Origin of the sequence: Kribbella sp. CA-245084, assembly GCF_050942355.1 — a bacterium.
In the GTDB taxonomy this organism is placed as follows: domain Bacteria; phylum Actinomycetota; class Actinomycetes; order Propionibacteriales; family Kribbellaceae; genus Kribbella.
Map to the genome: position 1 here is coordinate 2,479,938 of NZ_CP192053.1, position 22,658 is coordinate 2,502,595.

At 67.4% G+C, this 22,658-nt stretch carries 23 protein-coding genes and 1 tRNA gene; 9 read left to right on the forward strand and 15 right to left on the reverse strand.

The window, feature by feature from the left end; translation table 11 throughout:
• The first annotated feature begins 12 nt into the window (after nucleotides 1-12).
• The 3 genes from ACQPYH_RS12010 to ACQPYH_RS12020 are packed head-to-tail and all read left to right on the forward strand — an operon-like array spanning nucleotide 13 to nucleotide 3,333.
• Nucleotides 13-609 carry a MarC family protein gene (locus ACQPYH_RS12010; protein ID WP_432890087.1) on the forward strand — a complete coding sequence of 199 codons (597 nt, stop codon included), beginning with the start codon at nucleotides 13-15 and terminating at the stop codon, nucleotides 607-609.
• A gap of 37 nt (nucleotides 610-646) precedes the next feature.
• Nucleotides 647-2,461 (forward strand): MGH1-like glycoside hydrolase domain-containing protein, encoded by a 1,815-nt coding sequence (locus tag ACQPYH_RS12015; protein ID WP_432890089.1) that lies wholly within the window; start codon nucleotides 647-649, stop codon nucleotides 2,459-2,461.
• Complete coding sequence (locus tag ACQPYH_RS12020) at nucleotides 2,458-3,333, forward strand: dihydrodipicolinate synthase family protein (RefSeq protein ID WP_432890091.1); 876 nt, start codon at nucleotides 2,458-2,460, stop codon at nucleotides 3,331-3,333. Before ACQPYH_RS12015 ends, ACQPYH_RS12020 begins: the two co-directional genes overlap by 4 nt.
• On the opposite strand, the gene ACQPYH_RS12025 is transcribed toward ACQPYH_RS12020, so the two are convergent.
• The 5 genes from ACQPYH_RS12025 to ACQPYH_RS12045 all read right to left on the reverse strand — a co-directional run bounded on the left by ACQPYH_RS12025 (nucleotide 3,320) and on the right by ACQPYH_RS12045 (nucleotide 6,685).
• On the reverse strand, nucleotides 3,320-4,108 hold the full coding sequence (locus ACQPYH_RS12025) for a hypothetical protein (protein WP_432890093.1): 789 nt from the start codon (nucleotides 4,106-4,108) through the stop codon (nucleotides 3,320-3,322). The two genes, ACQPYH_RS12020 and ACQPYH_RS12025, sit on opposite strands and share 14 nt — an antisense overlap.
• A 14-nt stretch (nucleotides 4,109-4,122) precedes the next feature.
• The gene (locus ACQPYH_RS12030; RefSeq protein WP_432894384.1) at nucleotides 4,123-4,611 is read right to left on the reverse strand and encodes a SigE family RNA polymerase sigma factor; all 489 of its coding nucleotides are present in this window, start codon (nucleotides 4,609-4,611) and stop codon (nucleotides 4,123-4,125) included.
• A 355-nt stretch (nucleotides 4,612-4,966) separates the two neighbouring features.
• Nucleotides 4,967-5,039: transfer RNA gene (locus tag ACQPYH_RS12035), tRNA-His, on the reverse strand.
• Between the two features lie 68 nt (nucleotides 5,040-5,107).
• Entirely contained in the window at nucleotides 5,108-5,728 is a 621-nt protein-coding gene (orn, locus tag ACQPYH_RS12040; protein WP_130445356.1) for an oligoribonuclease, read from the reverse strand.
• A gap of 51 nt (nucleotides 5,729-5,779) precedes the next feature.
• The gene (locus ACQPYH_RS12045; protein WP_432890095.1) at nucleotides 5,780-6,685 is read right to left on the reverse strand and encodes a class I SAM-dependent methyltransferase; all 906 of its coding nucleotides are present in this window, start codon (nucleotides 6,683-6,685) and stop codon (nucleotides 5,780-5,782) included.
• 76 nt (nucleotides 6,686-6,761) lie between these two features.
• Here ACQPYH_RS12045 and ACQPYH_RS12050 point away from each other — a divergent pair, with 76 nt between their 5' ends.
• Nucleotides 6,762-7,244, forward strand: coding sequence for a GNAT family N-acetyltransferase (locus ACQPYH_RS12050; protein ID WP_432890097.1), 483 nt, complete (start codon nucleotides 6,762-6,764; stop codon nucleotides 7,242-7,244).
• A gap of 22 nt (nucleotides 7,245-7,266) precedes the next feature.
• Here the strand turns inward: ACQPYH_RS12050 and ACQPYH_RS12055 are convergent, their stop codons facing one another.
• The 3 genes from ACQPYH_RS12055 to ACQPYH_RS12065 form a co-directional block, all read right to left on the reverse strand.
• On the reverse strand, nucleotides 7,267-7,470 hold the full coding sequence (locus ACQPYH_RS12055; RefSeq protein ID WP_130445359.1) for a cold-shock protein: 204 nt from the start codon (nucleotides 7,468-7,470) through the stop codon (nucleotides 7,267-7,269).
• A 104-nt stretch (nucleotides 7,471-7,574) separates the two neighbouring features.
• Nucleotides 7,575-8,345, reverse strand: coding sequence for a hypothetical protein (locus tag ACQPYH_RS12060; protein ID WP_432890099.1), 771 nt, complete (start codon nucleotides 8,343-8,345; stop codon nucleotides 7,575-7,577).
• A gap of 27 nt (nucleotides 8,346-8,372) precedes the next feature.
• A complete protein-coding gene (locus tag ACQPYH_RS12065; RefSeq protein WP_432890101.1) occupies nucleotides 8,373-8,924 on the reverse strand; it encodes a dihydrofolate reductase family protein in 552 nt (183 codons plus the stop codon).
• Nucleotides 8,925-9,099: 175 nt separating this feature from the next.
• On the opposite strand from ACQPYH_RS12065, the gene ACQPYH_RS12070 reads away from it, so the two are divergent.
• Entirely contained in the window at nucleotides 9,100-10,071 is a 972-nt protein-coding gene (locus ACQPYH_RS12070; RefSeq protein WP_432890102.1) for a 2-dehydropantoate 2-reductase, read from the forward strand.
• A 45-nt stretch (nucleotides 10,072-10,116) separates the two neighbouring features.
• Here the strand turns inward: ACQPYH_RS12070 and ACQPYH_RS12075 are convergent, their stop codons facing one another.
• From ACQPYH_RS12075 to ACQPYH_RS12090, 4 genes are all read right to left on the reverse strand, one after another.
• Nucleotides 10,117-11,856, reverse strand: coding sequence for a glycoside hydrolase family 35 protein (locus ACQPYH_RS12075; RefSeq protein ID WP_432890104.1), 1,740 nt, complete (start codon nucleotides 11,854-11,856; stop codon nucleotides 10,117-10,119).
• 115 nt (nucleotides 11,857-11,971) lie between these two features.
• Nucleotides 11,972-13,324 carry an ABC transporter substrate-binding protein gene (locus ACQPYH_RS12080; RefSeq protein WP_432890106.1) on the reverse strand — a complete coding sequence of 451 codons (1,353 nt, stop codon included), beginning with the start codon at nucleotides 13,322-13,324 and terminating at the stop codon, nucleotides 11,972-11,974.
• 11 nt (nucleotides 13,325-13,335) lie between these two features.
• On the reverse strand, nucleotides 13,336-14,199 hold the full coding sequence (locus ACQPYH_RS12085; protein ID WP_202877597.1) for a carbohydrate ABC transporter permease: 864 nt from the start codon (nucleotides 14,197-14,199) through the stop codon (nucleotides 13,336-13,338).
• Complete coding sequence (locus tag ACQPYH_RS12090) at nucleotides 14,196-15,137, reverse strand: carbohydrate ABC transporter permease (RefSeq protein WP_432890108.1); 942 nt, start codon at nucleotides 15,135-15,137, stop codon at nucleotides 14,196-14,198. The genes ACQPYH_RS12085 and ACQPYH_RS12090 overlap by 4 nt, the downstream gene beginning before the upstream one ends.
• Before the next feature lie 138 nt (nucleotides 15,138-15,275).
• On the opposite strand from ACQPYH_RS12090, the gene ACQPYH_RS12095 reads away from it, so the two are divergent.
• Complete coding sequence (locus tag ACQPYH_RS12095) at nucleotides 15,276-16,322, forward strand: LacI family DNA-binding transcriptional regulator (RefSeq protein WP_432890110.1); 1,047 nt, start codon at nucleotides 15,276-15,278, stop codon at nucleotides 16,320-16,322.
• 81 nt (nucleotides 16,323-16,403) lie between these two features.
• On the opposite strand, the gene sucD is transcribed toward ACQPYH_RS12095, so the two are convergent.
• Both sucD and sucC read right to left on the reverse strand, forming a co-directional pair.
• Nucleotides 16,404-17,285 (reverse strand): succinate--CoA ligase subunit alpha, encoded by an 882-nt coding sequence (sucD, locus tag ACQPYH_RS12100; protein ID WP_432890112.1) that lies wholly within the window; start codon nucleotides 17,283-17,285, stop codon nucleotides 16,404-16,406.
• 2 nt (nucleotides 17,286-17,287) lie between these two features.
• Nucleotides 17,288-18,454, reverse strand: a complete 1,167-nt coding sequence (sucC, locus tag ACQPYH_RS12105; protein WP_432890113.1) for an ADP-forming succinate--CoA ligase subunit beta — start codon at nucleotides 18,452-18,454, stop codon at nucleotides 17,288-17,290.
• 237 nt (nucleotides 18,455-18,691) lie between these two features.
• On the opposite strand from sucC, the gene ACQPYH_RS12110 reads away from it, so the two are divergent.
• Together ACQPYH_RS12110 and ACQPYH_RS12115 are read left to right on the forward strand one after the other, a co-directional pair.
• The gene (locus ACQPYH_RS12110) at nucleotides 18,692-20,056 is read left to right on the forward strand and encodes an MFS transporter (protein WP_432890115.1); all 1,365 of its coding nucleotides are present in this window, start codon (nucleotides 18,692-18,694) and stop codon (nucleotides 20,054-20,056) included.
• A gap of 101 nt (nucleotides 20,057-20,157) precedes the next feature.
• Nucleotides 20,158-20,610, forward strand: coding sequence for a hypothetical protein (locus tag ACQPYH_RS12115; protein WP_432890118.1), 453 nt, complete (start codon nucleotides 20,158-20,160; stop codon nucleotides 20,608-20,610).
• Here the strand turns inward: ACQPYH_RS12115 and ACQPYH_RS12120 are convergent.
• Nucleotides 20,562-20,819 carry a hypothetical protein gene (locus ACQPYH_RS12120; RefSeq protein WP_432890120.1) on the reverse strand — a complete coding sequence of 86 codons (258 nt, stop codon included), beginning with the start codon at nucleotides 20,817-20,819 and terminating at the stop codon, nucleotides 20,562-20,564. The two genes, ACQPYH_RS12115 and ACQPYH_RS12120, sit on opposite strands and share 49 nt — an antisense overlap.
• Before the next feature lie 126 nt (nucleotides 20,820-20,945).
• Between ACQPYH_RS12120 and ACQPYH_RS12125 the strand changes: the two genes are divergently transcribed.
• Nucleotides 20,946-22,655 (forward strand): thiamine pyrophosphate-binding protein, encoded by a 1,710-nt coding sequence (locus tag ACQPYH_RS12125; protein WP_432890122.1) that lies wholly within the window; start codon nucleotides 20,946-20,948, stop codon nucleotides 22,653-22,655.
• Nucleotides 22,656-22,658 lie beyond the last annotated feature (3 nt).

Genomic DNA, 22,658 nt, shown 5'->3' on the forward strand with positions numbered 1-22,658 from the left:
GAGCCCGTACACGTGGCAATTTCAGCGTTGGCTGCATTGTTGCCGATCACGAATCCGATCGGCGCGCTGGCCACCTTCGCGGGTCTGACGGAGGGCGTCGACCGCGCCGCGATGAGACGCCAGGCGGTGATGACCGGCGTCTACGTGCTCGGCATCCTGGCCGTGTTCGCGCTGCTCGGCACGCTTGTCCTGGAAGGGCTCGGCATCGGCCTGCCCGCGCTGCAGATCGCCGGCGGCCTGGTGGTCGCGCACTCGGGCTTCGGGATGATCGTCTCCCGCGAGACGCTGACCGACGACGAGAAGACGCACGGCGTCGCGAAGCCCGACGTGTCGTTCTCGCCGATGGCGCTGCCGTTGATCGCCGGGCCGGGCGCGATCGGCGTGGTGATCGCGCTGACCGCGCGGCACCCCGGGATCGAGAACCGGGTGAGCGTGATCGTCGCGGGCATGGTGCTGGCCGGTCTCGTCGCCGTCCTGCTGCGTTTCGGTACGCCGTTGGTCGACAAGCTCGGCCCGACGGGACTGGGCGCGCTCAGCCGGATCATCGGCTTCCTGACCCTGGCGATCGGCGTCGAGCTCGTAACGCACGGCGTACTCGCCGTGAAGTAATTCGCATTAGCATCGATTTCGGTGCGACGCTGGTGGTATGACGATCGAGTACGACCGGCTTCAGGACGATGTGGCGCGTGGCTGGAACACCTGGGACACCCGCAGTGTGCTCACCCAGGTCCTGCTCCCGGACGCGCTCGGCCTCTCCTTCGGATTGAAGGAGTACTACCGCGGTACGTCGTTGCGTACGACGCAGATCGGGCGTCGGACCGAGGGCGCCGAGACCGTGACGCTCGGCCCGCACGCGTACGACGGCAGCTACACCGAGACCACGCTGACCTGGGCCGGCATCATGATCCGCGTCCAGACCGCACACGCCGGCGAGGACCTGGTGGCGCTGGTGACGCCAACGGCCAACCAGCCGAAGAGCGCACTGCTGACGGTCGGCCTGAGCTACCTGTGGAACCGTTCCGGCACGGTCGTCCGCGAGCCAGACCGGATCCGGGCCACCGCAGATCGCACGGTTGAGGTGTTCGCGACCACACCGCACGTCGACGACCCGTACTGCGACATCGACGGCCCGTACCTCGCCCTGGACCTCACACAAGCTGTCGGCGTCAGCACCGGCCGCCCACGCACCCTGGCCGAGATCGCCGAGCTGATCACAATGGCGGCCACCCCCACCTCCGAACATCAGGAGATCGTCCGCGACTCGATCTCCTGGAACACCATCTACGAGCCGTCGAAGTCGCGCGTGATCACCGGCGTCAGCCGCCTGTGGAACGTCGGCAAGCGCGGCGGCTACGCGCTGTTTTGCTGGGACGCGTTCTTCAACGCCCTGCTCGCGGCGCCAAACAGCAAGGCCGTTGCCTACCTCAACGTCGTCGAGATGCTCCGCGCCGTCACCCCGGAAGGCTTCGTCCCGAACGTCGAACAGGGCACCGGCCGGAAGACGTACGACGGCTCGCAGCCGCCGGTCGGCTCGATGACCGTCCTCGAGCTGTACCGGCGGTTCGACGACCGCTGGTTCCTGGAGGAGTGCTTCGACACGCTGCTGTCCTGGAACCGCTGGTGGTGGCGCGTCCGCCGCGACGGCGAGCTGCTCTGCGCGGGCTCGACGTACTTCGACCCGGAGTACCCGTCGCCGCAGGACATCCCGCGGATCCACCAGCACTTCGGTGCGACCTGCGAGAGCGGCTGGGACGGACATCCGGTCTTCGACGACGTTCCGTTCGACCAGACCAAGAGCCTGCTCGCCGCGCACGATGTCGGCCTCAACAGCCTGTACGCCGTCGACTGCGAATCGCTCGCGGAGATCGCAGACATCCTCGGCGAAACCGATGCCGCGTCCGAACTGCGCACGCGGCACGACACCGTCGTCGAGGCGATGGAGACGTTGTGGGACGAGACCGCCGGCATCTATCGCAGCCGGCGAACCGACACCGGTCGGCTCACGGAGCGGTTGTCGACGATGAGCTTCTACCCGCTGCTGGCTGGTGTGGGAGCTGAGCGACGAGGCCGAATGCTGGCCGAACACCTGCTCGCCGACGACGGCTTCGGCGGCGAGTGGATCCTGCCGACCTCGCCGCGGAACGAGAAGATCGAGCTCAAGGACACGTCGTACTGGGAGCTGCGCGCCTGGCCGCCGGTGAACTTCCTTGTGTACCTGGGCCTGCGGCGGGCGGGGGAGAAGGACGCTGCGGCCTGGCTGGCAGAGGGCAGCGAACGACTCGTGCTGAAGGAGTGGCGCGAGCACCGGCACATCCACGAGAACTACTCGAGCGTGCACGGCGCCGCCTGCGACAAGCCGAACAGCGAGCCGTTCCAGACCTGGGGCGCGCTGCTCAGCCTGATCGTGCTGATGGAGCGCGGCGAGGTCACGCTGTTCAACGACGAGAGGTGGCAGGGATGAGTCTGCTGAGTGGCGTGGTCGTGCCGTTGGTGACGCCGATGTCCGAGCCCGGGGTGCCGTCCGCCGAGGCTGCAGAGAAGTTGCTCACGGCAATGGCTTCGGTCGGCGTACGCCGCTTGATGCTGCTCGGGAGCAATGGCGAAGGCCCGCTGATCCCGGCCGAGGTGTCCGGCGACTTCACCGCCGGCGTGGTGAAGCGCTGGCGGGACCTGGTCGCCGGCGGGACGATCCTGGTGAACGTCACAGCACCCGGTACGGCGGAAGCCGAGCGGCGCACTGATGACGCTGCCGCAGCGGGTGCGGATGCGGTTGTGTCGAGCCCGCCGACCTTCTTCAAGCACCGCGCCGACGAGGTGGTCGCCCACTTCGAGGCATTGAGTCGGCGTGGTCTGCCGGTCATCGCCTACAACACTCCCCGCTCGACGCTGCTCACGCAGGAGACTGCAAGCGGCGCGCAGCCCTATCTGGCCGGCATCAAGGACTCGTCCGGCGACCCGGACATGCTGCGGTACCTGCTGTCGCTCGGGATCGAGGTCAGCCAGGGCGACGAGCAAGGCCTGGCCGACGCCGTACGGGCTGGTGCGCACGGCATCACACCAGGCATCGCCAACCTCGCGCCCGGGCTAGCACTACAGATGGTTGCCCCGGGCGCCGATCTCGATCACCTGCAGGAGCTGTCCACTGCACTGACCAAGATCCACACGGTGCGCCCCGGCGTACCGACGGTCAAGGCCCTACTGAACACCCGCGGCCTCTGCCCACCGCACTGCGCGCCGCCGCTCGCCCCCTGCACAGCCGATGAGGTCCGCCACCTGACGGACCTCATCGCCCCACTGGAAGAGCACCTGATCCCGCGAGCTACTTCGTCTTAGCCTTGAGCGACGACTTGTCCGATGGCTTGCCTGACGGCTTGACGGTGCTGACCGGCGGAAGCTTCCAGGACTTGCTCTTGGCCAGCGTCGACAGCTCGGCCGTGGACAGGATCGGCTTCTGCCGGGTGTGCCGCTGGCCCTTCTCCGCCGGGGCGTTGTAGCTGATCAGGTTGATGTTGCGGCCGTCCGGCCGGAACAGCGTGACGGAGTGGCTGACGACGCCGTTCTGCGCCTGGCGGCCGTCCGAGTACTCCGGGTAGGTCGGCGAGGCGTAGAGCACCGAGCCGTCGGCCAACGTGGTGCAGCCCGAGCGGACGGGCACGCACGGGTTGCCCTCTCCGCCACCGGACACCATCACGTCGACGCGGGCAGCCCCCTTACCGTCGTCGACCACGTACGCCGCTCCGGTGAAGGCGCCGCCGCCCCACGTCTCGGACTTGCCGAGCGTCAGCCCACGCGCCGCAAGCAGCGTCCGCAGCGTGGCGAGAGTCTCCTTCGGCGTCACGGAGGCAGTCGATGCCTTCACGGACGGCTTGGTCAGCGGCGCCGCAGTGCCGGCAACCCCAGCATCAGCGGGGGAGCTCAGCAGCTGGATCCCGCCGCCAATCAGCCCGGCAGTGGCCAGTACGGCGCCAGCGCCGCTCGCGGTGAGCAACGCCGTACGTCGCCTCCGCTGGCGCAGCCCCTGCGTGACAGACCGCTCCAGCAGGTCGGCAGTAACCGGCTCGAGGTTCTCGGTGGCCCGGTTCATCAGGTCAGTGAGTTGGGTGTTCATGTGTTCTCCTCGGTTCAGTGCGCGATCAGCTGGACGGCCTCGTCACCAAGAACCGCCCGTAGGCGATCCAGGGCGCGAGCGGTGCGAGTGCTGATCGCACTGGCGTTCTTGCCAAGATCAAGCGCCACCTGCTCGACGCTGCGATCTTCGAAGAACCGCAGCACCAGCACAGCGCGATCCAACGGCGCCAGCTCCCCCAGTGCACCCTGCAACGCCAACCGCAACTCAACATCTCCCGCCCGCTCAACCACCTCAGGCAAAACCTCAGTAGGCCGCTCAGACCAACTCCGCCGCCGCCGCTGAGACACATAAGTCCGCACCAACGCAGTCCGCGCATAAGCCCCCGGACTGTCCACCCGATGCCAAGCCTTCAACACGTTCGCAAGCGTGTCCTGCACCAGATCCTCAGCATGATGCCGATCCCCGCAAAGCAACCAGGCCGTCCGATACAACTGCGGTATCCGAGCCCGCGCAAACTCCTCAAACTCCTCAGTCGATCTCATCCACACCCTCTCGTCGAGCCTCACAACTAGAGACGCATCAACGAGCCCCCGAGATCACACCCAGAATCAGAAGACTTTGGAGAGCACCCACACAGCAAACGCCAAGAACCCCACCCCGAACGTCACAACAACCACCACGCCATACCCAAACCACATACTCCCGGAACCCTTCACCCCGGCATCCTCCCATCCCAAAGCGGTGACCCAACCGGCAAACCCAACCCAGGAGCCGAGCGAAGCGAAGGCGCCAGGGGGTGCGGGTGGCGGAGCCCCCGCCTGCGGCAAGCGAAGCGCAGCCGAACAAAATGACGAAGCCGACCAAGCCTGCGCAATCCGCAGGCATGGCCGGCCATCGGGTGAGTGACGGGACTTGAACCCGCGACCACCTGGACCACAACCAGGTGCTCTACCAGCTGAGCTACACCCACCATTGCCATCTGAACCGCGACGGCGGAGCAATCATAGCGACGAACTGTCCGGAGCTGAAATCGAGGTGTCAGGAGCCGGTTTGGGTGTCCTGGACGGGTGCTGCGATGAGGCTGGCGGCGGCCCGGGCGGCGTTGGAGTCGGGTCCGGGCTGCGGCACGAACACGGTCTGCCGGTAGTACCGCAGTTCGTCGATGCTTTCGCTGATGTCGGCGAGGGCGCGGTGGTTGCCGTTCTTGGCGGGCGTCGCGTAGTACACGCGCGGGTACCACCGGCGGACGAGCTCTTTGATCGAGCTGACGTCGACGTTGCGGTAGTGCAGGTGCGACTCGACCCGGGGCATGTCGCGGACCAGGAAGGTCCGGTCGGTGCCGACGGAGTTGCCGGCGAGGGCGGCCTTGCGCGGCTCTTTCACGTACGACGTGATGAAGTCGAGCACCTGTTGTTCGGCGTCGGCGAGCGGGATGCCGTTGGCGAGCTCTTCGAGCAGCCCGGACGCGGTGTGCATGTCGCGGACGAAGTCGCCCATCTGCTCGAGTGCGGCCGGTGGTGGAGCGATCACCAGGTCGATCCCGTCACCGAGCACGTTCAGTTCGTAGTCGGTGACGAGCACAGCGACCTCGATCAGGGCGTCTTCCGCCAGGTCGAGGCCGGTCATCTCGCAGTCGATCCACACCAGCCGGTCGTTCATGGGCACCCACCTTACGGCGAGCCGCCGACACTCCTGCGACGGCGTGCCCTGTCAGCGCGGCGAGTACCCCAGGTGGATGCTGCGGACGGACAGTACGGCGAGGTCGCGGCGGCGTCCGAGGTAATACGGCCCGTCGGCGTCCAGCAACTGCTTCCAGACCGCCAGGTCCTCCGGATCGAGCCACTCCTCGTCCGCCACAACGTGACCGTGCCCATGACCGTGCCCGTGGCCATGCCCTGAACCGTGCCCCTCGCCGGCCATCCGCGCGATCCGTGTCCGGAACGCTTGTACGAGCCCCTCCAACCGCTCCGGCGTCAGCGGTGCCGGCGTCTCGGTCAGCACGCTCCGGGTGGTCGCGTCGGTCAGCCCGGCCCGGGTCAGCGCCTCGGTCCACCCGTACGGCATCGGCACCGACCCCGGCAGCGACTCCCGCATCACCTTGAACCACCTGTCCTGCGCCAGGTCCAGCCGCAGCTCCAGCCCGGGCTCTCCGACCCCGAGGTCCCAGGGCAGGTACCGAGCAGGCAGTCCGCCTTCGGCGAGCGCCAGCCGCCCGCCTGGCGCGAGCAGTGAGGCCAGCGCGTCCACAGCAGCCTGCTGGTCGGCAGCGTGGTGCACCGAGGCCGACGCCCAGATCAGGTCGGCCGGCGCGTCGATTGCCCGACGCAACGGCTCTGCCCCCTCGTCCATCGACGCCAGCTCACACCGGACCAGTCCGGCAGTGTGCTGCCGCGCCTGCCCCAGTACGTCGGGATCCGCGTCGACAGCGACCACCGTCGCACTGGGTAGAGCCTCCGCCAACGCCTTGGCCATCCCTCCGCCGCCGCAGCCGATGTCGGCCACGACCTTGTCGCTGTCCCGCACCAGACTGCGGGCCACTGCCGCGTTCCAGTCGCCTTCGCCCTCGGCGGACGCACGCAGCCGCCCGGCCTCTTCAGCCCAATCGATCTCGATCATGACGACAGTCTGGCCCCACGAGTGGGCGCACCCAGTCGCATGTTGCCGGACCGGCAAATGGCGCTACCGTGGCGCGATGATCGCGACGGACCGCCTGACGATGCTCCCGCTCAAGGTCGAGTACGCCGGAGCGATGGCGAAGGTCCTGTCCGACCCCAGCCTGTATACGTTCACCGGCGGCGAGCCGCCCACTGTGGAGGCGCTCGAGGCGCGGTACGCCCGCCAACTCGAAGGCCCGGGCCGTGAGGACGAGCAATGGCTCAACTGGGTGATCCAGCACGATGACGACCTGATCGGCTTCGTGCAAGCGACGATCACGAGCGGTACGGCGGAGATCGCCTGGGTCATCGGCACCGCGTGGCAGGGCCGGGGTTATGCGAAAGAGGCAGCCCAGGGCCTAGTCACCTGGCTACAGAAGCAGCAGACCGACCGGATCATCGCGCACGTCCATCCGGATCACACTGCGTCGGCCGCTGTGGCAGCGGCTGTAGGTCTCGCGCGCACCGACGTGGTGGAAGACGGCGAGTACCTGTGGAGCACAGAACGGCAGGCCCGGTGACCCGGGCCTGCCGTCAAGCACTTCAGACCGGGCGGACGTTCTCCGCCTGCAGGCCCTTCGGGCCCTGAGCGATCTCGAACTCAACCTTCTGGTTCTCGTCCAGCGAGCGGAAGCCCTGCGTCTGGATCGCCGAGTAGTGGACGAACACGTCAGCGCCGCCGTCCTCCTGAGAGATGAAGCCGAAGCCCTTCTCGCCGTTGAACCACTTCACTGTTCCCAAAGCCATGATTTTCTCCTGATACGACAAAACGCCCGGCGGATTACAATCCGCGGGCGCTTCGACAACGAACGTGGAACTGCATAACATCAACCTCGAAGACCCTAGCACGCTCAGTGAGTCTTCAGCCATCCCTGACCGCGACGCGCGTCGTACTCGTCCGGCGTACCGGACCAGACCTCAGCGCAACCGGACGTGCCGCACTCGCACGCGAACGGGTACGGCGGCAGTTCGGCGAGCCCGATGTCGGCCTGCCACAACCGACCCTGCAGGCACGCCGCCAGGTTCTCGTACCGCCGCTGGCGCGACAGCTCCTCACCAGCCTCCAGTCGCGGTAGCGGACCCAGCGCGGCCTCGACAGCGGCCGAGATAGCTGACCAGTCCGGCGTGGCCGGAACCTGTACGACGGCCCGTCCTCGCTCCGCAGCCTCGCGCCGTACCCGGTCTGCCAGTACTGCGTCCCGCGCCAGCAGACTCTCCAACCGGGCCCGACCAGCTGGATCGTCCACCCGGGCCAGCCGCTCCTCCCGGGCACGCCTGGTCTGCTCCGCGTCCGGCACCAGCCACATCGCAGCTGGTACGTCGTCAGCCATCGACGGGAAGAGCTGCGGCCCCTCGACCAGCGCAGGTACGTCCCCCAGTCCGCGCTCCCGCACATCCGAGGCCACCAGCTCCAGCCGCAACCGCGCGATCCGTACGAAGGCATCGGCGGCGTACTCCGGACCCTCGGCGAGGTCCTCCGCGAGCGGCCGGATCGGCGCCATCCGGTCCAGGTGCGCGTAGGTCCACAGGTCGATCGGGTGCAGCGGCAGGTCACCCCGCCGCGCCAACTCTCGAGCAATCGTCGACTTCCCTGCGCCCGGGGCGCCACCGATCCACACCATCACCCCGCCATCCTGCCAAGCGCAGGGTCAACGCACGTACGTCGCCAGCGACGCGTCGCCCGGCTGCGTGAGCGACTCGAGCCGGAGGTGGACGGGCTTCTCGGACGGGCCGAACATCCGCTCACCGGCGCCGACGATCGACGGCATCGTCATCAGGCGGTACTCGTCGACCAGGTCCGCGGCCTGCAGTACCCGGATCACGCTCAGGCTGCCGGTGACCACGATGGTCCGCGACTCGGACCGCACGTAGTCGGTCAGCTCACCTTCCATGAGCCTCGAGTTGGGGAAGGCGGAGAGGTCGGTCAGCGTGTGCGACGCGACCACCTTGGTCATCTTGTTCATCTTGGTCGAGAACTCGTCGGTGCGGGGCGGCCAGATCTTGCTGAAGATCTCCCAGCTGGTCCGGCCGAGCAGCAGCACCCCGGTGTCCATCAGGTCGCCCATCCGGAACTTGTCGCCGCTGACGGTCTCGGCGCCGTGCTGGAACATCCAGCCGCCGGCCGGCGTGCCGCCGGAGCCGTCGGGGTCGGTGACGATGCCGTCGAGGCTGACGAATCCGGTGACGATGACGTGGCCCATGGTCCGTGCTCCTTCTGTCGAGTGATTCACACCCGTACTTACCGACCGGCCGACCCCGATTCATCGCTACCGGCAGAACTTTTTGGCGAGCGCTTGCCGCTCAGTGTGATCTTGACCGCATTCCACGCCCGGCCTACTGTATGCCGTATACAAAACCCGGAAGGCAGGGACCCCTATGAGAGTTGCGGTTCTCGGCGCCGGCGCGATCGGTGCGTACGTCGGTGCGGCGCTGCACCGTGGCGGGACCGAGGTCCACCTGGTGGCCCGCGGCGCGCATCTGGAAGCGATCCGCTCGCACGGCGTACAGGTGCTCAGTCCACGCGGTGACTTCGAGGCGAGGACACCGGCCACCGACGATCCGGCCGAGATCGGTCCGGTCGACTGTGTCTTTCTCGGGCTCAAGGCGAACTCGTACGCGAGCGCCGGCCCGCTGCTCCAGCCGCTCCTGCACGACCGCACGGTCGTCGTGGCCGCGCAGAACGGCATCCCCTGGTGGTACTTCCACGGCCTGAAGGGACCGTACGAAGGCCGCCGGATCGAATCGGTCGACCCGGGCGGCTCGGTCACCCAGGTCATCGACCTCGATCGAGCGGTCGGCTGCGTCGTCTACTGCTCCACCGAGCTGGCCGGTCCGGGCGTCGTACAGCATCTGGAAGGCACCCGCTTCTCGATCGGTGAACCTGCGGGCGGATCGTCGCAGCGGTGTGAAGAGTTCAGTACGGCGATGATCGCGGGCGGACTGAAGTGCCCGGTCGAGGCGGATATCCGCAACGACATCTGGATCAAGCTGCTCGGCAACGCGGCGTTCAACCCGATCAGCGCGCTCGCGCGGGCGACGATGGTCGAGATCGCTACGCATCAGGGCACACGGCAGATGGTCCGGATGATGATGGAGGAGTCGCTGGAGATCGCCGGCGCCCTCGGCTGTCACCCGGAGATCTCTGTCGACAAACGCCTCGACGGCGCCGAGCGCGTCGGTGAGCACAAGACGTCGATGCTCCAGGACCTCGAGAAGGACAAGCCGCTCGAGCTGGACGTCATCCTCGCCGCGGTCGTCGAGCTCGCTGATCTCACCGGCATCAAGGCGCCCACGCTGCGCGCCGTACATGCCGTCGCCGACCTGTTGGCCAGCAAGGTCGGCGTTTGAGCCAGGTGGGTCCGACCACAGCGACGTCGGACCCACCTGTTCCAGCTACAGCTCCAGCGGTCCGAGCGACGGGCCGGCGACGAAGTGAGCCACCGGATCGGCCATGACGTCGAGCTCGAGTACGACGAGCTCGTTGCGGCCGGGTCGGAGCAGCGGGCCCGGTACGTACAAGGTCTGCTGGGGGCCGCGGCGCCAGTAGCGGCCGAGGTTGAAGCCGTTGACCCAGGCGAATCCCTTGCCCCAAGCAACGGTCGAGAGGAAGTGATCCACCGGCGTCTCGACGTCGAAACAGGCCCGCCAGGCCGTGGGACCGACACCGGGAGCATCTGCCGCCGGACCCACGGAGTCCCACAGCGCAGGTACGGCGTCGAGGTCGATCACGCACGCGGACCACTCGGTCAGCTCTACCCCGTCGAGCTGAACCGGACCGATCAAACCCTTGGGCTCACCGATCCGCTGTCCGTAGTTCACCCGGCCCTGGTCCTCGACCAGGATCTCCAGGTGCCCGCCGTGCGGGAGCATCAGCGCCCGGTCGTGCCGCTCCCGGTCGAGCACCCCGACCGGAGCGCCGTCCAGGAACACGTACGCGCGATCCCGCACCTCACCGACGCTCAGCAGCACCGGATCCTCGGCCGGCACCTCGGTCTGGAACAGCACCAGCCGCGCGTCCAGCTCATCGAGCGTCGGCAGCTCGGAGTGCTCGCTCCACGCACCCCACGGATCAGCCAGCAACCGGAGTGGTGAGCCCAGCGCCGCAGACGTCTCCGGTGCGGCCGCTCCCGACGCCGGGACATCGTCGGGAACGGCCGCGTACCGGGAGATCACCTCTCGAAACGCGTGGTACTTCAGCGTCGGATGACCAGCCTCGTCCAGCGGAGCGTCATAGTCGTACGACGTGATGGTCGGACGGTAGACGCCCTTGTCGTTCGCTCCACTGGTCAGTCCGAAGTTCGTACCGCCGTGGAGCATGTAGATGTTCACCGAAGCGCCGGCCGCGAGCAGTGCGTCCAGTTCGGCCGCTGCCTCGGCCACGCTGGTCGTGTGGTGTGGTCCGCCCCAGTGATCGAACCACCCGTCCCAGAACTCCATGCACATCAAGGGTCCGGTCGGCTGGTGCCTCCGCAGCGTCTCCAGCCGTTCAGGAACGCGCGATCCGAACGATCCGGTCCGCAGTACGCCGTCAAGCCCACCGGCCGCGAGCATCGCGTCGACGGGTTGGTCCACGGTCACCAAGGGGACAGTGATCCCGGCGCCGCGGATGATCTCGGCCACTGCCTTGAGGTACGTCGGGTCGTCGCCGAACGCGCCGTACTCGTTCTCGACCTGCACCAGCAGCACCGGCCCGCCGGCAGAGACCTGCAGCGGCGCGACGATCCGTAGTACGTCCTGTAGGTACTCCGAAACCGCGGCCATGAACCGCGGTTCGTACCGGCGGACCCCCAGGCCCGGCTCCCGGAAGAGCCAGGCCGGGAGTCCGCCGTTGTCCCACTCCGCGCAGATGTACGGGCCGGGGCGGACGATCGCGTACAGGCCGGCGGCGGCCACCTCCTGCAGGAAGCGCTCGAGGTCGAGCATCCCGGAGGTGTCGAAGGTGCCCGGCCGCGGGTTGTGCGCGTTCCACGGCACGTACGTCTCGATGGTGTTGAGCCCCATCAGGCGGGCCTTCTCGATCCGGTCGGCCCAGCTGTCCGGGTGCACACGGAAGTAGTGCAGTGCCCCGGACAGGATCTGGAACGGCCGGCCGTCGAGAAGAAAGTCGGACTCACCAATCTCGAACACGGTCACAGGGCCTCCCGACCTGGACTGAGGAGCGCAGGGAGCGAAGCGACCGGAGCGACGAGGGAAGGTCGGGAGTCACAGCCCTGTGACCCGCCGAGCGGTAGCGAGGCATTCAACACCGTCAGCCGTTGACCTGGAAGCCCTGCTGGTTGCCATACGTGACCAGGGCGTCCTGCCAGGACTTCAGTCCGGCGTTCAGGTCGGACTTCGACTGGTACGCCTTGCCCACTGTGTCGCCGTAGATGCTGTTGGCGTACAGCTCGTAGGGCAGGTAGCTCCAGCCCTTCACGACGTTGCCAGCCGCGGCGGTGAGGACCTGGTTGATCTTCTGGCCGCCGAAGTACGCACTCGCCTTGTCAACGAACGCGGTGTCCTTCAGGTCGGCAGTGGTCGCCGGGAAGCCACCGCTGGCCAGGAACGGCTTCACGCCCTCGTCGTGGTTCAGCCAGCGCACGAACGCGGCCGCGAGGGCCGGGTTCTTGCTCTGCTTGAGCACGGACTCGGTGCTACCGCCGTTCTCCGCGGTCGCCGGCTGGCCGTCGTACGTCGGCATCGGCGCGACCCGCCACTTGCCTGCGCCGGCCTTCACCGAGGACTCCATCACGCCGGGCATCCACGCACCGGTGGGCAGCGTCGCGATCGTGCCGTCGCCGAGCGCCTTGAACCACTCGTCGGTCCAGCCCGGGATCTGCGACACCAGACCGCCCTCGACGAGGTTGTTCCAGGTGCCGGTCCACTTCTTCGAGCCGTCGTCGGCCAGGTTGATGCTGATGTTCTTGCCGTCGGTCTTGAACGGCTGGCCGCCGGCCTGCCAGATCATGCTGGTGGTGAAGCCCGCGTCACCGGAGTCGTTGGTGATGTAGGCCTTGGGGTTCGCGGCGTGCAGCTTCTTCGCGGCGGCGACGTACTCGTCCCAGGTCTTCGGTACGGCGATGCCGTACTTGTCGAAGACCTCCTTGTTGTAGAACAGCGCCATCGGGCCGGAGTCCTGCGGCAGGCCGTACAGACCGCCGCCCGCGTGCACGGCCGCCCAGGTGGAGGCGGTGTACGCCGACTCGTACTGGCTGAAGCCGTACTGGTTCAGGTCGGCCAGCGAACCGGGCAGCGCGAACTGGGGGAGGGCCTGGTACTCGATCTGGGCCACATCCGGTGCGCCGGAGCCGGCCTTGATCGCGTTCTGCAGCTTGGTGTAGTGGTCGTTGCCGGTCCCGGCGTTGACGTAGTTCACCTTGACGTTCGGGTACTGCGCCATGAACGCCTTGACCTGGGCCTCCGCCGACGGCGTCCAGCTCCAGTACGTGATCTCGCCGCCGGCCTTGAGCGCCGCGTCGACGGCGTCGGACGAACCCGTGGTCGCACCACCGCTCGCGCTATCGTTGGACGACCCGCCGCCGCATGCCGCCACGGCCGCGAGGGCGATCACTGCGGCCCCGGCAACCACCAGCTGCCGGATGCCTCGCCGATGTACCTTCATCTTGTTGCCTTTCACTTGACCGAACCTGCGGACAGGCCGGACTGCCAGAACCGCTGGAGTAGAAGGAAGGCGATCACCAGGGGGACGATCGTCAGCAACGATCCGGTGATCACCAGGTTGTAGATGGGGCGGGCACCCACGCCGGTCGCTTGGTTGCTCCACTGGGTGAGGCCGACCGTGAGCGGGTAGAGGTTGGGTTTGCTGAGCATGATCAGCGGCAGGAAGTAGTTGTTCCAGGTCGACACCACCGCGAAGAGCAGCGTCGTAACGATGCCCGGGGCAAGCAATCGCAGCGCCACGGTGAAGAACGTCCGGACCTCGCCGGCGCCGTCGATCCGCGCCGCCTCGAGCAGCTCATGAGGTACGGCGTCGGTCGCGTACACCCACATCAGGTACAACCCGAACGGGCTCACCAGCGACGGGATGATGATCGCCCACACGGTGTTCGTCAGTCCGAGGTTCGAAAACATCAGGAACGTCGGTACGGCGAGCGCCGTACCGGGGACTGCGACTGCCCCGAGCAACACGGCGAAGACAGCGCGACGGCCGGCGAACTTGTACTTCGCCAACCCGTAGCCGGCCGCCGTGGCGAGTAGCGTCGCACCACCGGCGCCGACGACCACGTAAAGAACAGTGTTGCCGAGCCAGCGCAGGAAGATGCCGTCGTTGTAGGTCAGCGTGTCCTTGATGTTGCTGAAGAACGCGAAGCTCTTGCCGAACCACAGGCCCGGCGTCGACAGCAGGTCATCCTGCGTCTTCGTTGCGCTAAGCAACAACCAGAGCAGCGGGACGAGCGTGTAGATCAGATACAGCACCATCGCGCCGGTCAGCAGCTTCGAGCGCTTCGGACGCAGTGGAGAAGACAGGACACTCACAAGGACTCCCGGGATCCGCGGAGCTGGACGACGTACGCGATGATCGCGGTGATGACGCCCATCACGATCGCGATCGTGGCCGAGTAGTTGAACTGCTGGCCGGCGAACGACAGGTTGTAGGCGTACATGTTGGGCGTGTAGTACGTCGTGATCACGTTCGGCGCGAGCGTGCGCAGGATGTTCGGCTCGTTGAACAGCTGGAAGCTGCCGATGATCGAGAAGATCGTCGCGATCACGATCGCCCCGCGCAGCGCCGGCAGCTTGACCGCCCGGATGGTCCGGAACGTGCCGGCCCCGTCGATCGCCGCCGCCTCGTACAGCTCACCGGGAACCGTGCGCAGCGCCGAGTAGAAGATCAGCATGTTGTAGCCGACGAACTCCCAGGTGACGATGTTGGCGATCGACGGCAGCATCCAGTGCGCGCTGAGCGGCTGGATCGCGGTCGTGCCGAACAGGTCGTTGAGGTTCGCGGCCAGCCCGAAGTTGTCGCCGTAGATATAGCCCCACATCAGCACCGCGACGACGCCCGGTACGGCGTACGGCAGGAAGATCACGATCCGGAAGAAGCCGGACGCGTGCAACCGGGCGCTGTCGATCGCGAGCGCGGCGAGCAGGGCGAGGATCAGCATGATCGGGACCTGGACCACCAGGAACGCCGCGACCCGGCCGAACGCCTCCCAGAACTTCGGGTCCTGCAGCGCCTCGGTGTAGTTGTCGATCCCGACGAACACCTTGCCGCCGAAGAACGCCTGGCTGCGGTACAGGCTGAGATAGATCGCGTACCCGATCGGGGCCAGGAACGTCAGCGCGAACACCGCCAGGAACGGACCGACGAAGATCCATCCCTTGCCGTCCTGGGACGCTCGCCGCCGTTTCCGGCCGGCCGCGGACACCGGCCGTACTTCCTGGGCCGACTGCTGGGCCATGGACTGAGCCATGTCCGCCGACCTCCTTTCGCCCTCACGACGCCACCGGTCGCGCTGCGACGCGCGCATGTTGACGTCAACATCGACGCGGCGACGGTAACGTGTTTACGTCAACATGTCTACACTGCGGACACGACCGAGGAGGCGGGGATGTCAACGGAGGTATCACCGGGGAAGCGGCGGCGCGGTCCGTCGATGGCGGACGTCGCCCGGCTGGCCGGCGTCTCCGGACAGACCGTCTCGAGGGTCGCGAACGATCGCCACAACGTCGACGCGGAGACCCGCGACCGGGTCCGGGCCGCGATGAACCAGCTCGGCTACCGGCCGAACAGTGCGGCCCGCGCGCTGCGGAACGGCGAGTACCGCAGCATCGGGGTGATCGTCTTCGAGCTGCACAGCTTCGGTACGACGCGCACGCTCGACGCGATCGCCACCGCGGCCACGATCCGCGGGTACTCGATCAACCTCGTCCCCGTGCTCGACGTGACCCAGAGCGCGGTGACGAACGCGTTCGGGCGGCTGGGGGAGCAGGCGGTCGACGGCGTGATCATCCTGATCGAGGCGCACACGCTCGACGCGGCCGGCGTACGGCTGCCGGAGGGGCTGTCGGTCGTGGTCGTCGACTCGAGCGCGCACTACGACTATCCGATCGTCGACACCGACCAGCGACAGGGTGCGCGGCTCGCGACGGAGCATCTGCTCGATCTGGGGCACAAGACCGTGTGGCATCTCGGTGGCCCGCCGACCTCGTTCGCAGCGGATCGGCGCCGGCGCTCGTGGGAGCAGACGCTGATCGACCACGGGCGTGAGGTGCCGCCGGTGTACGACGGCGATTGGTCGGCGACCTCCGGGTATGAGGCGGGCTGTCGGCTCGCGGATGACGGCCAGGTGACGGCGGTCTTCGTCGCCAACGACCAGATGGCTCTCGGTCTGCTGCGTGCGTTGTACGAGCGGGGTCTTGCGGTGCCGGACGACGTCAGCGTGGTCGGCTTCGACGACATGGAAGAGGCGGCCCATTTCTGGCCGCCTCTCACCACCGTCCGTCAGACCTTCACCGAGGTCGGCCGGCAGAGCGTCGACGCGCTGATCGCCGAGATCCACTCCGGCGAGCACCACAACGCGCCGGTCGCCGTCCCGACCGAGCTCATCATCCGCAAGAGCACCGCCCCGCCTCGCCCTACCTCGTTTGGTGGGTAAGCCCACCAGACTGTGGGTTGGCACACCGTATTCCGGTTGGCCAACCCACAGTCGCGTGGGCATACCCACCAAACGGGTGCGTCAGGCGGGCACCATCGCGGCGCGCACGATGGCGGCGGTTTCGGTGGGGGTCTTGCCGACGCGTACGCCGGCGGCCTCGAGGGCTGCTTGTTTTGCTGCCGCTGTGCCGGACGAGCCGGACACGATGGCGCCGGCGTGGCCCATCGTCTTGCCCTCCGGCGCGGTGAACCCGGCCACGTAGCCGACGACCGGCTTGGTCACGTTCTCCTTGATGAACGCGGCCGCCCGCTCCTCGGCGTCGCCGCCGATCTCACCGATCATCACGATCGCGTCGGTGTTGGGGTCGTCCTGGAACGCCTTCAGCGCATCGATGTGCGTCGTCCCGATGATCGGGTCACCGCCGATGCCGATCGCCGACGAGAACCCGAAGTCCCGCAGCTCGTACATCATCTGGTAGGTCAGCGTGCCGGACTTGCTGACCAGCCCGATCCGGCCACGTCCCGCGATGTCCGCGGGAATGATCCCGGCGTTCGCGCGCCCCGGGCTGATGATGCCCGGACAGTTCGGGCCGATCACCCGCGTCCCGTTGGCCTGTGCGTGCGCGAAGAACGCCGCCGTGTCCTGCACCGGCACGCCTTCGGTGATCACCACGACCAGCGGTACGCCGGCATCGACCGCCTCGATCACAGCGCCCTTGGTGAAACGTGGTGGCACGAACACCACCGACACGTCCGCGTCCGTCGCCTTCACCGCGTCGGCGCACGAGCCGTACACCGGGATCGACCGCTTCGCGAAGTCGATCGACAGGCCGCCCTTGCCAGGTGTCACGCCGCCGACGATGTCGGTGCCGGCGGCAAGCATCCGGCTGGTGTGCTTCTGTCCCTCGGACCCGGTCATTCCTTGTACGACGACCCGGCTCTTCTCGGTCAGGAAGATCGCCATCTCTACTGTCCCTTCTCTGTGACCGACTTGGCGAGCTCGGCTGCTCGCGCCGCCGCGCCGTCCATCGTGTCGACCACGGTCACCAGCGGATGGTTGGCCTTGGCAAGGATCTTGCGGCCCTCGTCGACGTTGTTGCCGTCCAGTCGTACGACCAGCGGCTTGTCGGCCTGATCGCCGAGCAGTTCGAGCGCCTGCACGATGCCGTTCGAGACCGCATCGCACGCGGTGATCCCGCCGAACACGTTCACGAACACGCTGCGGACCTGCTGGTCGGACAGGATGATCCCGAGCCCGTTCGCCATGACTTCAGCTGAAGCACCGCCGCCGATGTCGAGGAAGTTCGCCGGCTTCACGCCGTACTGCGAACCCGCGTACGCGACCACGTCGAGCGTGGACATGACGAGTCCGGCACCGTTGCCGATGATGCCGACCGAGCCGTCGAGCTTGACGTAGTTCAAGCCCTTCTCGAGAGCCGCGGCCTCCAACGGATCGGCTGAGGCGTGATCCGCGAAGGCGGCATGATCCGCGTGCCGGTACGCCGCGTTGTCGTCGAGCGTCACCTTGCCGTCGAGCGCCTCGAGCGAGCCATCGCCCAACTTCACCAGCGGATTCACCTCGACCAGCGAGGCGTCCTCCGCGACGAACACGTCCCACAACTTCCGTACGACGTCCTGTGCGCCGACCGGAAACCCAGCCGCCGCGACGATCTCGGCCGCCTTCGCGTCGTCGACCCCGACCGCCGGATCGATCGACACCTTCGCGATCGCGTCCGGGTTGGTGTGCGCGACCTCCTCGATCTCCACGCCGCCCTCGACACTCGCGATGCACAGGTACTCGCGGTTGGCGCGGTCCACCAGGAAGGAGAAGTAGTACTCGTCGGCGATGTCCGCGGCCGGGGCGAGCAGCACGCGGTGCACGGTGTGCCCCTTGATATCCATCCCGAGGATCTCGCCGGCCTTCGCCACCGCCTCCTCAGGCGTTGCGGCGAGTTTCACGCCGCCGGCCTTGCCGCGGCCGCCGGTCTTCACCTGGGCCTTCACTACCACCCGGCCGCCGATCTCCGTCGCCGCGTCCGCCGCCTCGGCCGGATCCTCGATCACCCGGCCGAGCGTCACGGGGACGCCGTGCCGGGCGAAGAGTTCCTTGGCTTGGTACTCCATCAGGTCCACGTCGCCTCCTCAGTGTGTGCGGACGACTGTATGCGGTATGCAATCTGGTCACAAGAGCCAGGTCGCAACACCCCAGGTCTGGACAGCTGCGGTGTCGGGGGAGTACCACAGACTTCATACGGTATGCAGTAGTCATCGGACCCCCGGCCTGGACTGAGGAGCGCAGGGAGCGAAGCGACCGGAGCGACGAGGGAAGGCCGGGAGTCCAGGTCCGATGACGACCGCGCGGAGCGCGGCATGACACTGTCAGGAGGCGAGATGAATCACGTGGCGCCCCACGATGTACGTGATGTCTACGGCCGGCGGTACCGGATCGGCGAGGATGCCCGTGAGTTGACCGGGCACTCCAGGCGCTGGCAACTCTGGGCGGCCTGGGCTTGCATGGTCGCGATCAGCCCGTTGCAATACTCGTTCGGCACGGCCGTACTCGGCCTCGACCGCGGCTGGGGTACGACGCAAACCCTGTGGCTGCTTGCGATCTTCGTCGCTTGCCAGGCGCTGGTCGCGATCCCCGCCGCCTGGATCCAACGGGTCCGCCGTGCGACGCCGACGCAGCTCGTCGTCCTAGGTGGTGCATTGGCCGCCATCGGTCTCGCAACCCTCGCTCACGCGAACAGCTACGTCGCGGCCGTCTTCGGCTACGCGCTCGTCGGCGGCATCGGTGCAGGTCTCGTGTACTCCGCCTGTATCACCACCTCAGCGCGCTGGTTCCCGGATCGACGTACCGCGACGATCGGTTTCGTGACTGGTGGTTTCGCCGTCGGCGCCGTACCGAGCATCGCGCTGCTGGCGATCTTCGAGTCGAGTCAACGGGTTGTCTTCGATGTGACCGCGCTGGTCACGTTGCTGATCGTGCTCGTCGCGGGCGGTCTGCTGAAGGATCCGCCGAGGTACTGGTGGCCCGCAGACCTCGACGCACAGGCGTGGGCGGTCGATCGGAAACTGAACCGCAGCATCCCGAACAATGCGCCCGCCATCCGGCACTACCGTCCGGCGGAGGCGATGAGGACCGGTGCGCTGCCGTTGATGTGGTTGCTGCTGGCAATCAGTACGGCGTTGTCGCTGCTCGGCATCGCGTTCGTTGCTGGCTACGCGGTGACGTCCGACTTCGGGCTCGCGATCGCGGGTGCGGCCGCCGGAATGCTTGCCGCCGTCAACGGTCTCGGACGATCGTCGGCGGGTCACCTGTCTGATCGGTTCGGCCGTAGGAGAGTGCTGGCCGCCGTACTGATGATCGAGGGCTTCGCGCATGTCGGCTTGGTGGTTGCCGGCAGTGGCTGGGCCTTCGTGGTCTGCGCGATGTTCGCCGGGCTGGGCGGCGGCGCGTTCTACGCGATCATGGCCAACCTCGTCCTCGAGTTCTTCGGCGAGAACAGCCTTCTGCAGAACCAGGCCATCCTGTACTCCGCCAAGGCTGTCGGCGGCCTGATCGGCATCGGTGTCGCCGCCTCGCTGATTGCCAGCGTCGGCTACCGCCCGCTATTCCTTGGCGCCGGCCTGCTCGGCCTGCTGACCGCACTGAGCGTGCGCCTACTCAAACAGCCGGGTAGGCCAGCGCTGTCGGTCCGTCAGCAGCTCGGTACACCAGTGGCGGGCGAGTGAACGGATACGGAGTGGCCCATCGGCCGGACCCCTGCGTGATGGAGCTTGTCTCCCGCCTGGCGCGAGAACCCTGGACCGATCGTCCTGCGTGCGTACACCCAGTGCTGAGTGCAGTAGCGCGCGCGGTCCATGACCACAGCAGCTCCGCCGGTCGTCGGGAGCTGCTGCCGCTCGCGCCGCTCTTCCTCGACACCGCCTCTCCCGGCTTTGAACCGTCCGCCCGTCTGGTGGCGCTGTGCGTGTCCACCGCGCTGGCGGGCGGTGAACTCGCCGGCGATGAGCGGAGGCGTCTAGGCGCTGCGCATCAGACCGCGCTGCACCTACTCGGTACGGAGGAACATCCCGCCGGGTCGGCCCGCTGGTGGTTGCCGGTTCTGGGTCATCGGAGCGAGGCCTTCTACCGCACCTTCGTCGCGACGGAACATGCGGCCGAGGCGGTGGCGGTCGCCGCGAGGACGGCGAACGACGTACGACTCAAGAGCCTCCTGAAGCTGTGCCTCGCAGCTCAGCCCAGACCCTCGTGCTCCGCGTCGGCCCAGAACTCCGGGTCGTAGTCGCCGTCAGGGATCGCCACGAGCTCGCCCTGGTGTGGCGCGCGGACCTGCTGCTCGAGTCGGCGCAGGTCCGCTGTGCATCGCTCCAGATCGTCCAGCAACCGCAGTACGTCGAGATGCGGGCCGATCCGATTCCTCAACGCCATAAGGGATTTCTCCAGGGTGAGGAGTGCGGCGCGGGTCCGTTCGAGCTCCTCGGAAATGGTCATCTCGGCCTCCTCGACGCGAACTCTGGACAACCACCATCGCGTGGGATAAGACTACGACTACACCATACGGTATGCAATCTACATTCAAGCCGCACACAGCGGCCCCTTCCGAGGAGAGGACTGCAGATGGCGCAGACAGTGTCGGAGACCCAGCCCGTCGCCGAAGTGAAGGAGCCGGAGACCATCTCAGGTGGTCACCTGGTCGCCAAGGCGTTGAAGGCCGAGGGGATCGACGTGATCTTCACGCTCTGCGGCGGTCACATCATCGATATCTACGACGGCTGCGTGGACGAGGGCATCGCCGTGGTCGACGTACGGCACGAGCAGGTCGCCGCGCACGCCGCGGACGGATACGCACGGGTGACAGGTAAGCCCGGGTGCGCGGTCGTCACCGCCGGCCCGGGTACGACGGACGCGGTCACTGGCGTCGCGAACGCGTTCCGCGCCGAGAGCCCGATGTTGCTGATCGGCGGCCAGGGCGCACTCAACCAGCACAAGATGGGGTCCCTGCAGGACCTGCCGCACGTCGACATGATGACGCCGATCACCAAGTTCGCCGCGACCGTGCCGCACACCGCGCGCGCCGCCGACATGGTGTCGATGGCGTTCCGCGAGTGCTACAACGGTGCACCCGGCCCGTCCTTCCTGGAGATCCCGCGCGACATCCTGGACAATTCGGTCCCGGTCGAGTCCGCGACGGTTCCCGAGGCCGGCCGCTACCGCGCGTCCACGAAGAGCATCGGCGACCCGGCGAGCATCGAGGCGCTGGCCGATCTGCTGGTGCGGGCCGAGAAGCCCGTCGTGCTGCTCGGCACCCAGGTGTGGACCGCTCGCGGGAGCGACGCGGCGACCGAGTTCGTGCGGACCCTCGACGTACCGGCCTTCATGAACGGCGCCGCCCGCGGCACGCTGCCGCCCGGCGACCCGCACCACTTCCACCTGTCCCGTCGGTACGGGTTCAACAACGCCGACCTGATCCTGATCGTCGGTACGCCGTTCGACTTCCGGATGGGGTACGGACGGCGCCTGCCGAAGAGCGCGACCGTCGTCCAGATCGACATGGACTACCGCACAATCGGCAAGAACCGCGACATCGATCTCGGCCTGGTCGGCGATCCCGGTGCGATCCTCGCCGCGGTCACCCAGGCCGCATCGGGCCGGCTGCACAAGACGGATCGCAAGGGATGGTTCGCGGAGCTCCGCGCCGAGGAGGACGCGGCGTACCAGAAGCGGCTGCCGCGCCAGCTGTCCGACGCGAACCCGATCCACCCGCTGCGGCTGGCGCACGAGATCAACGAGTTCCTCACCGAGGACTCGATCTACATCGGCGACGGCGGCGACATCGTGACGTTCTCCGGTGGCGTCGTACAGCCCAAGTCACCCGGCCACTGGATGGACCCGGGCCCGCTCGGCACGCTCGGCGTCGGCATCCCGTTCGTGCTCGCGGCGAAGTACGCGCGACCGGACAAGGAAGTCGTCGCGCTGTTCGGCGACGGCGCTTTCTCCTTGACCGGTTGGGATTTCGAGACGCTGGTGCGCTTCAACCTCCCGTTCGTCGGTGTCGTCGGCAACAACTCCTCGATGAACCAGATCCGCTACGGCCAGGAAGCGAAGTACGGCCATGACCGCGGCCGGATCGGCAACACCCTCGGCGACGTCAAGTACGACGAGTTCGCCCGGATGCTCGGCGGGTACGGCGAGGAGGTCCGCGACCCGAAGGACATCGGGCCGGCCATGCAGCGCGCCCGCGAGTCCGGGCTGCCGTCGCTGATCAACGTCTGGGTCGACCCAGACGCGTACGCGCCCGGAACCATGAACCAGACCATGTACAAGTAAGGG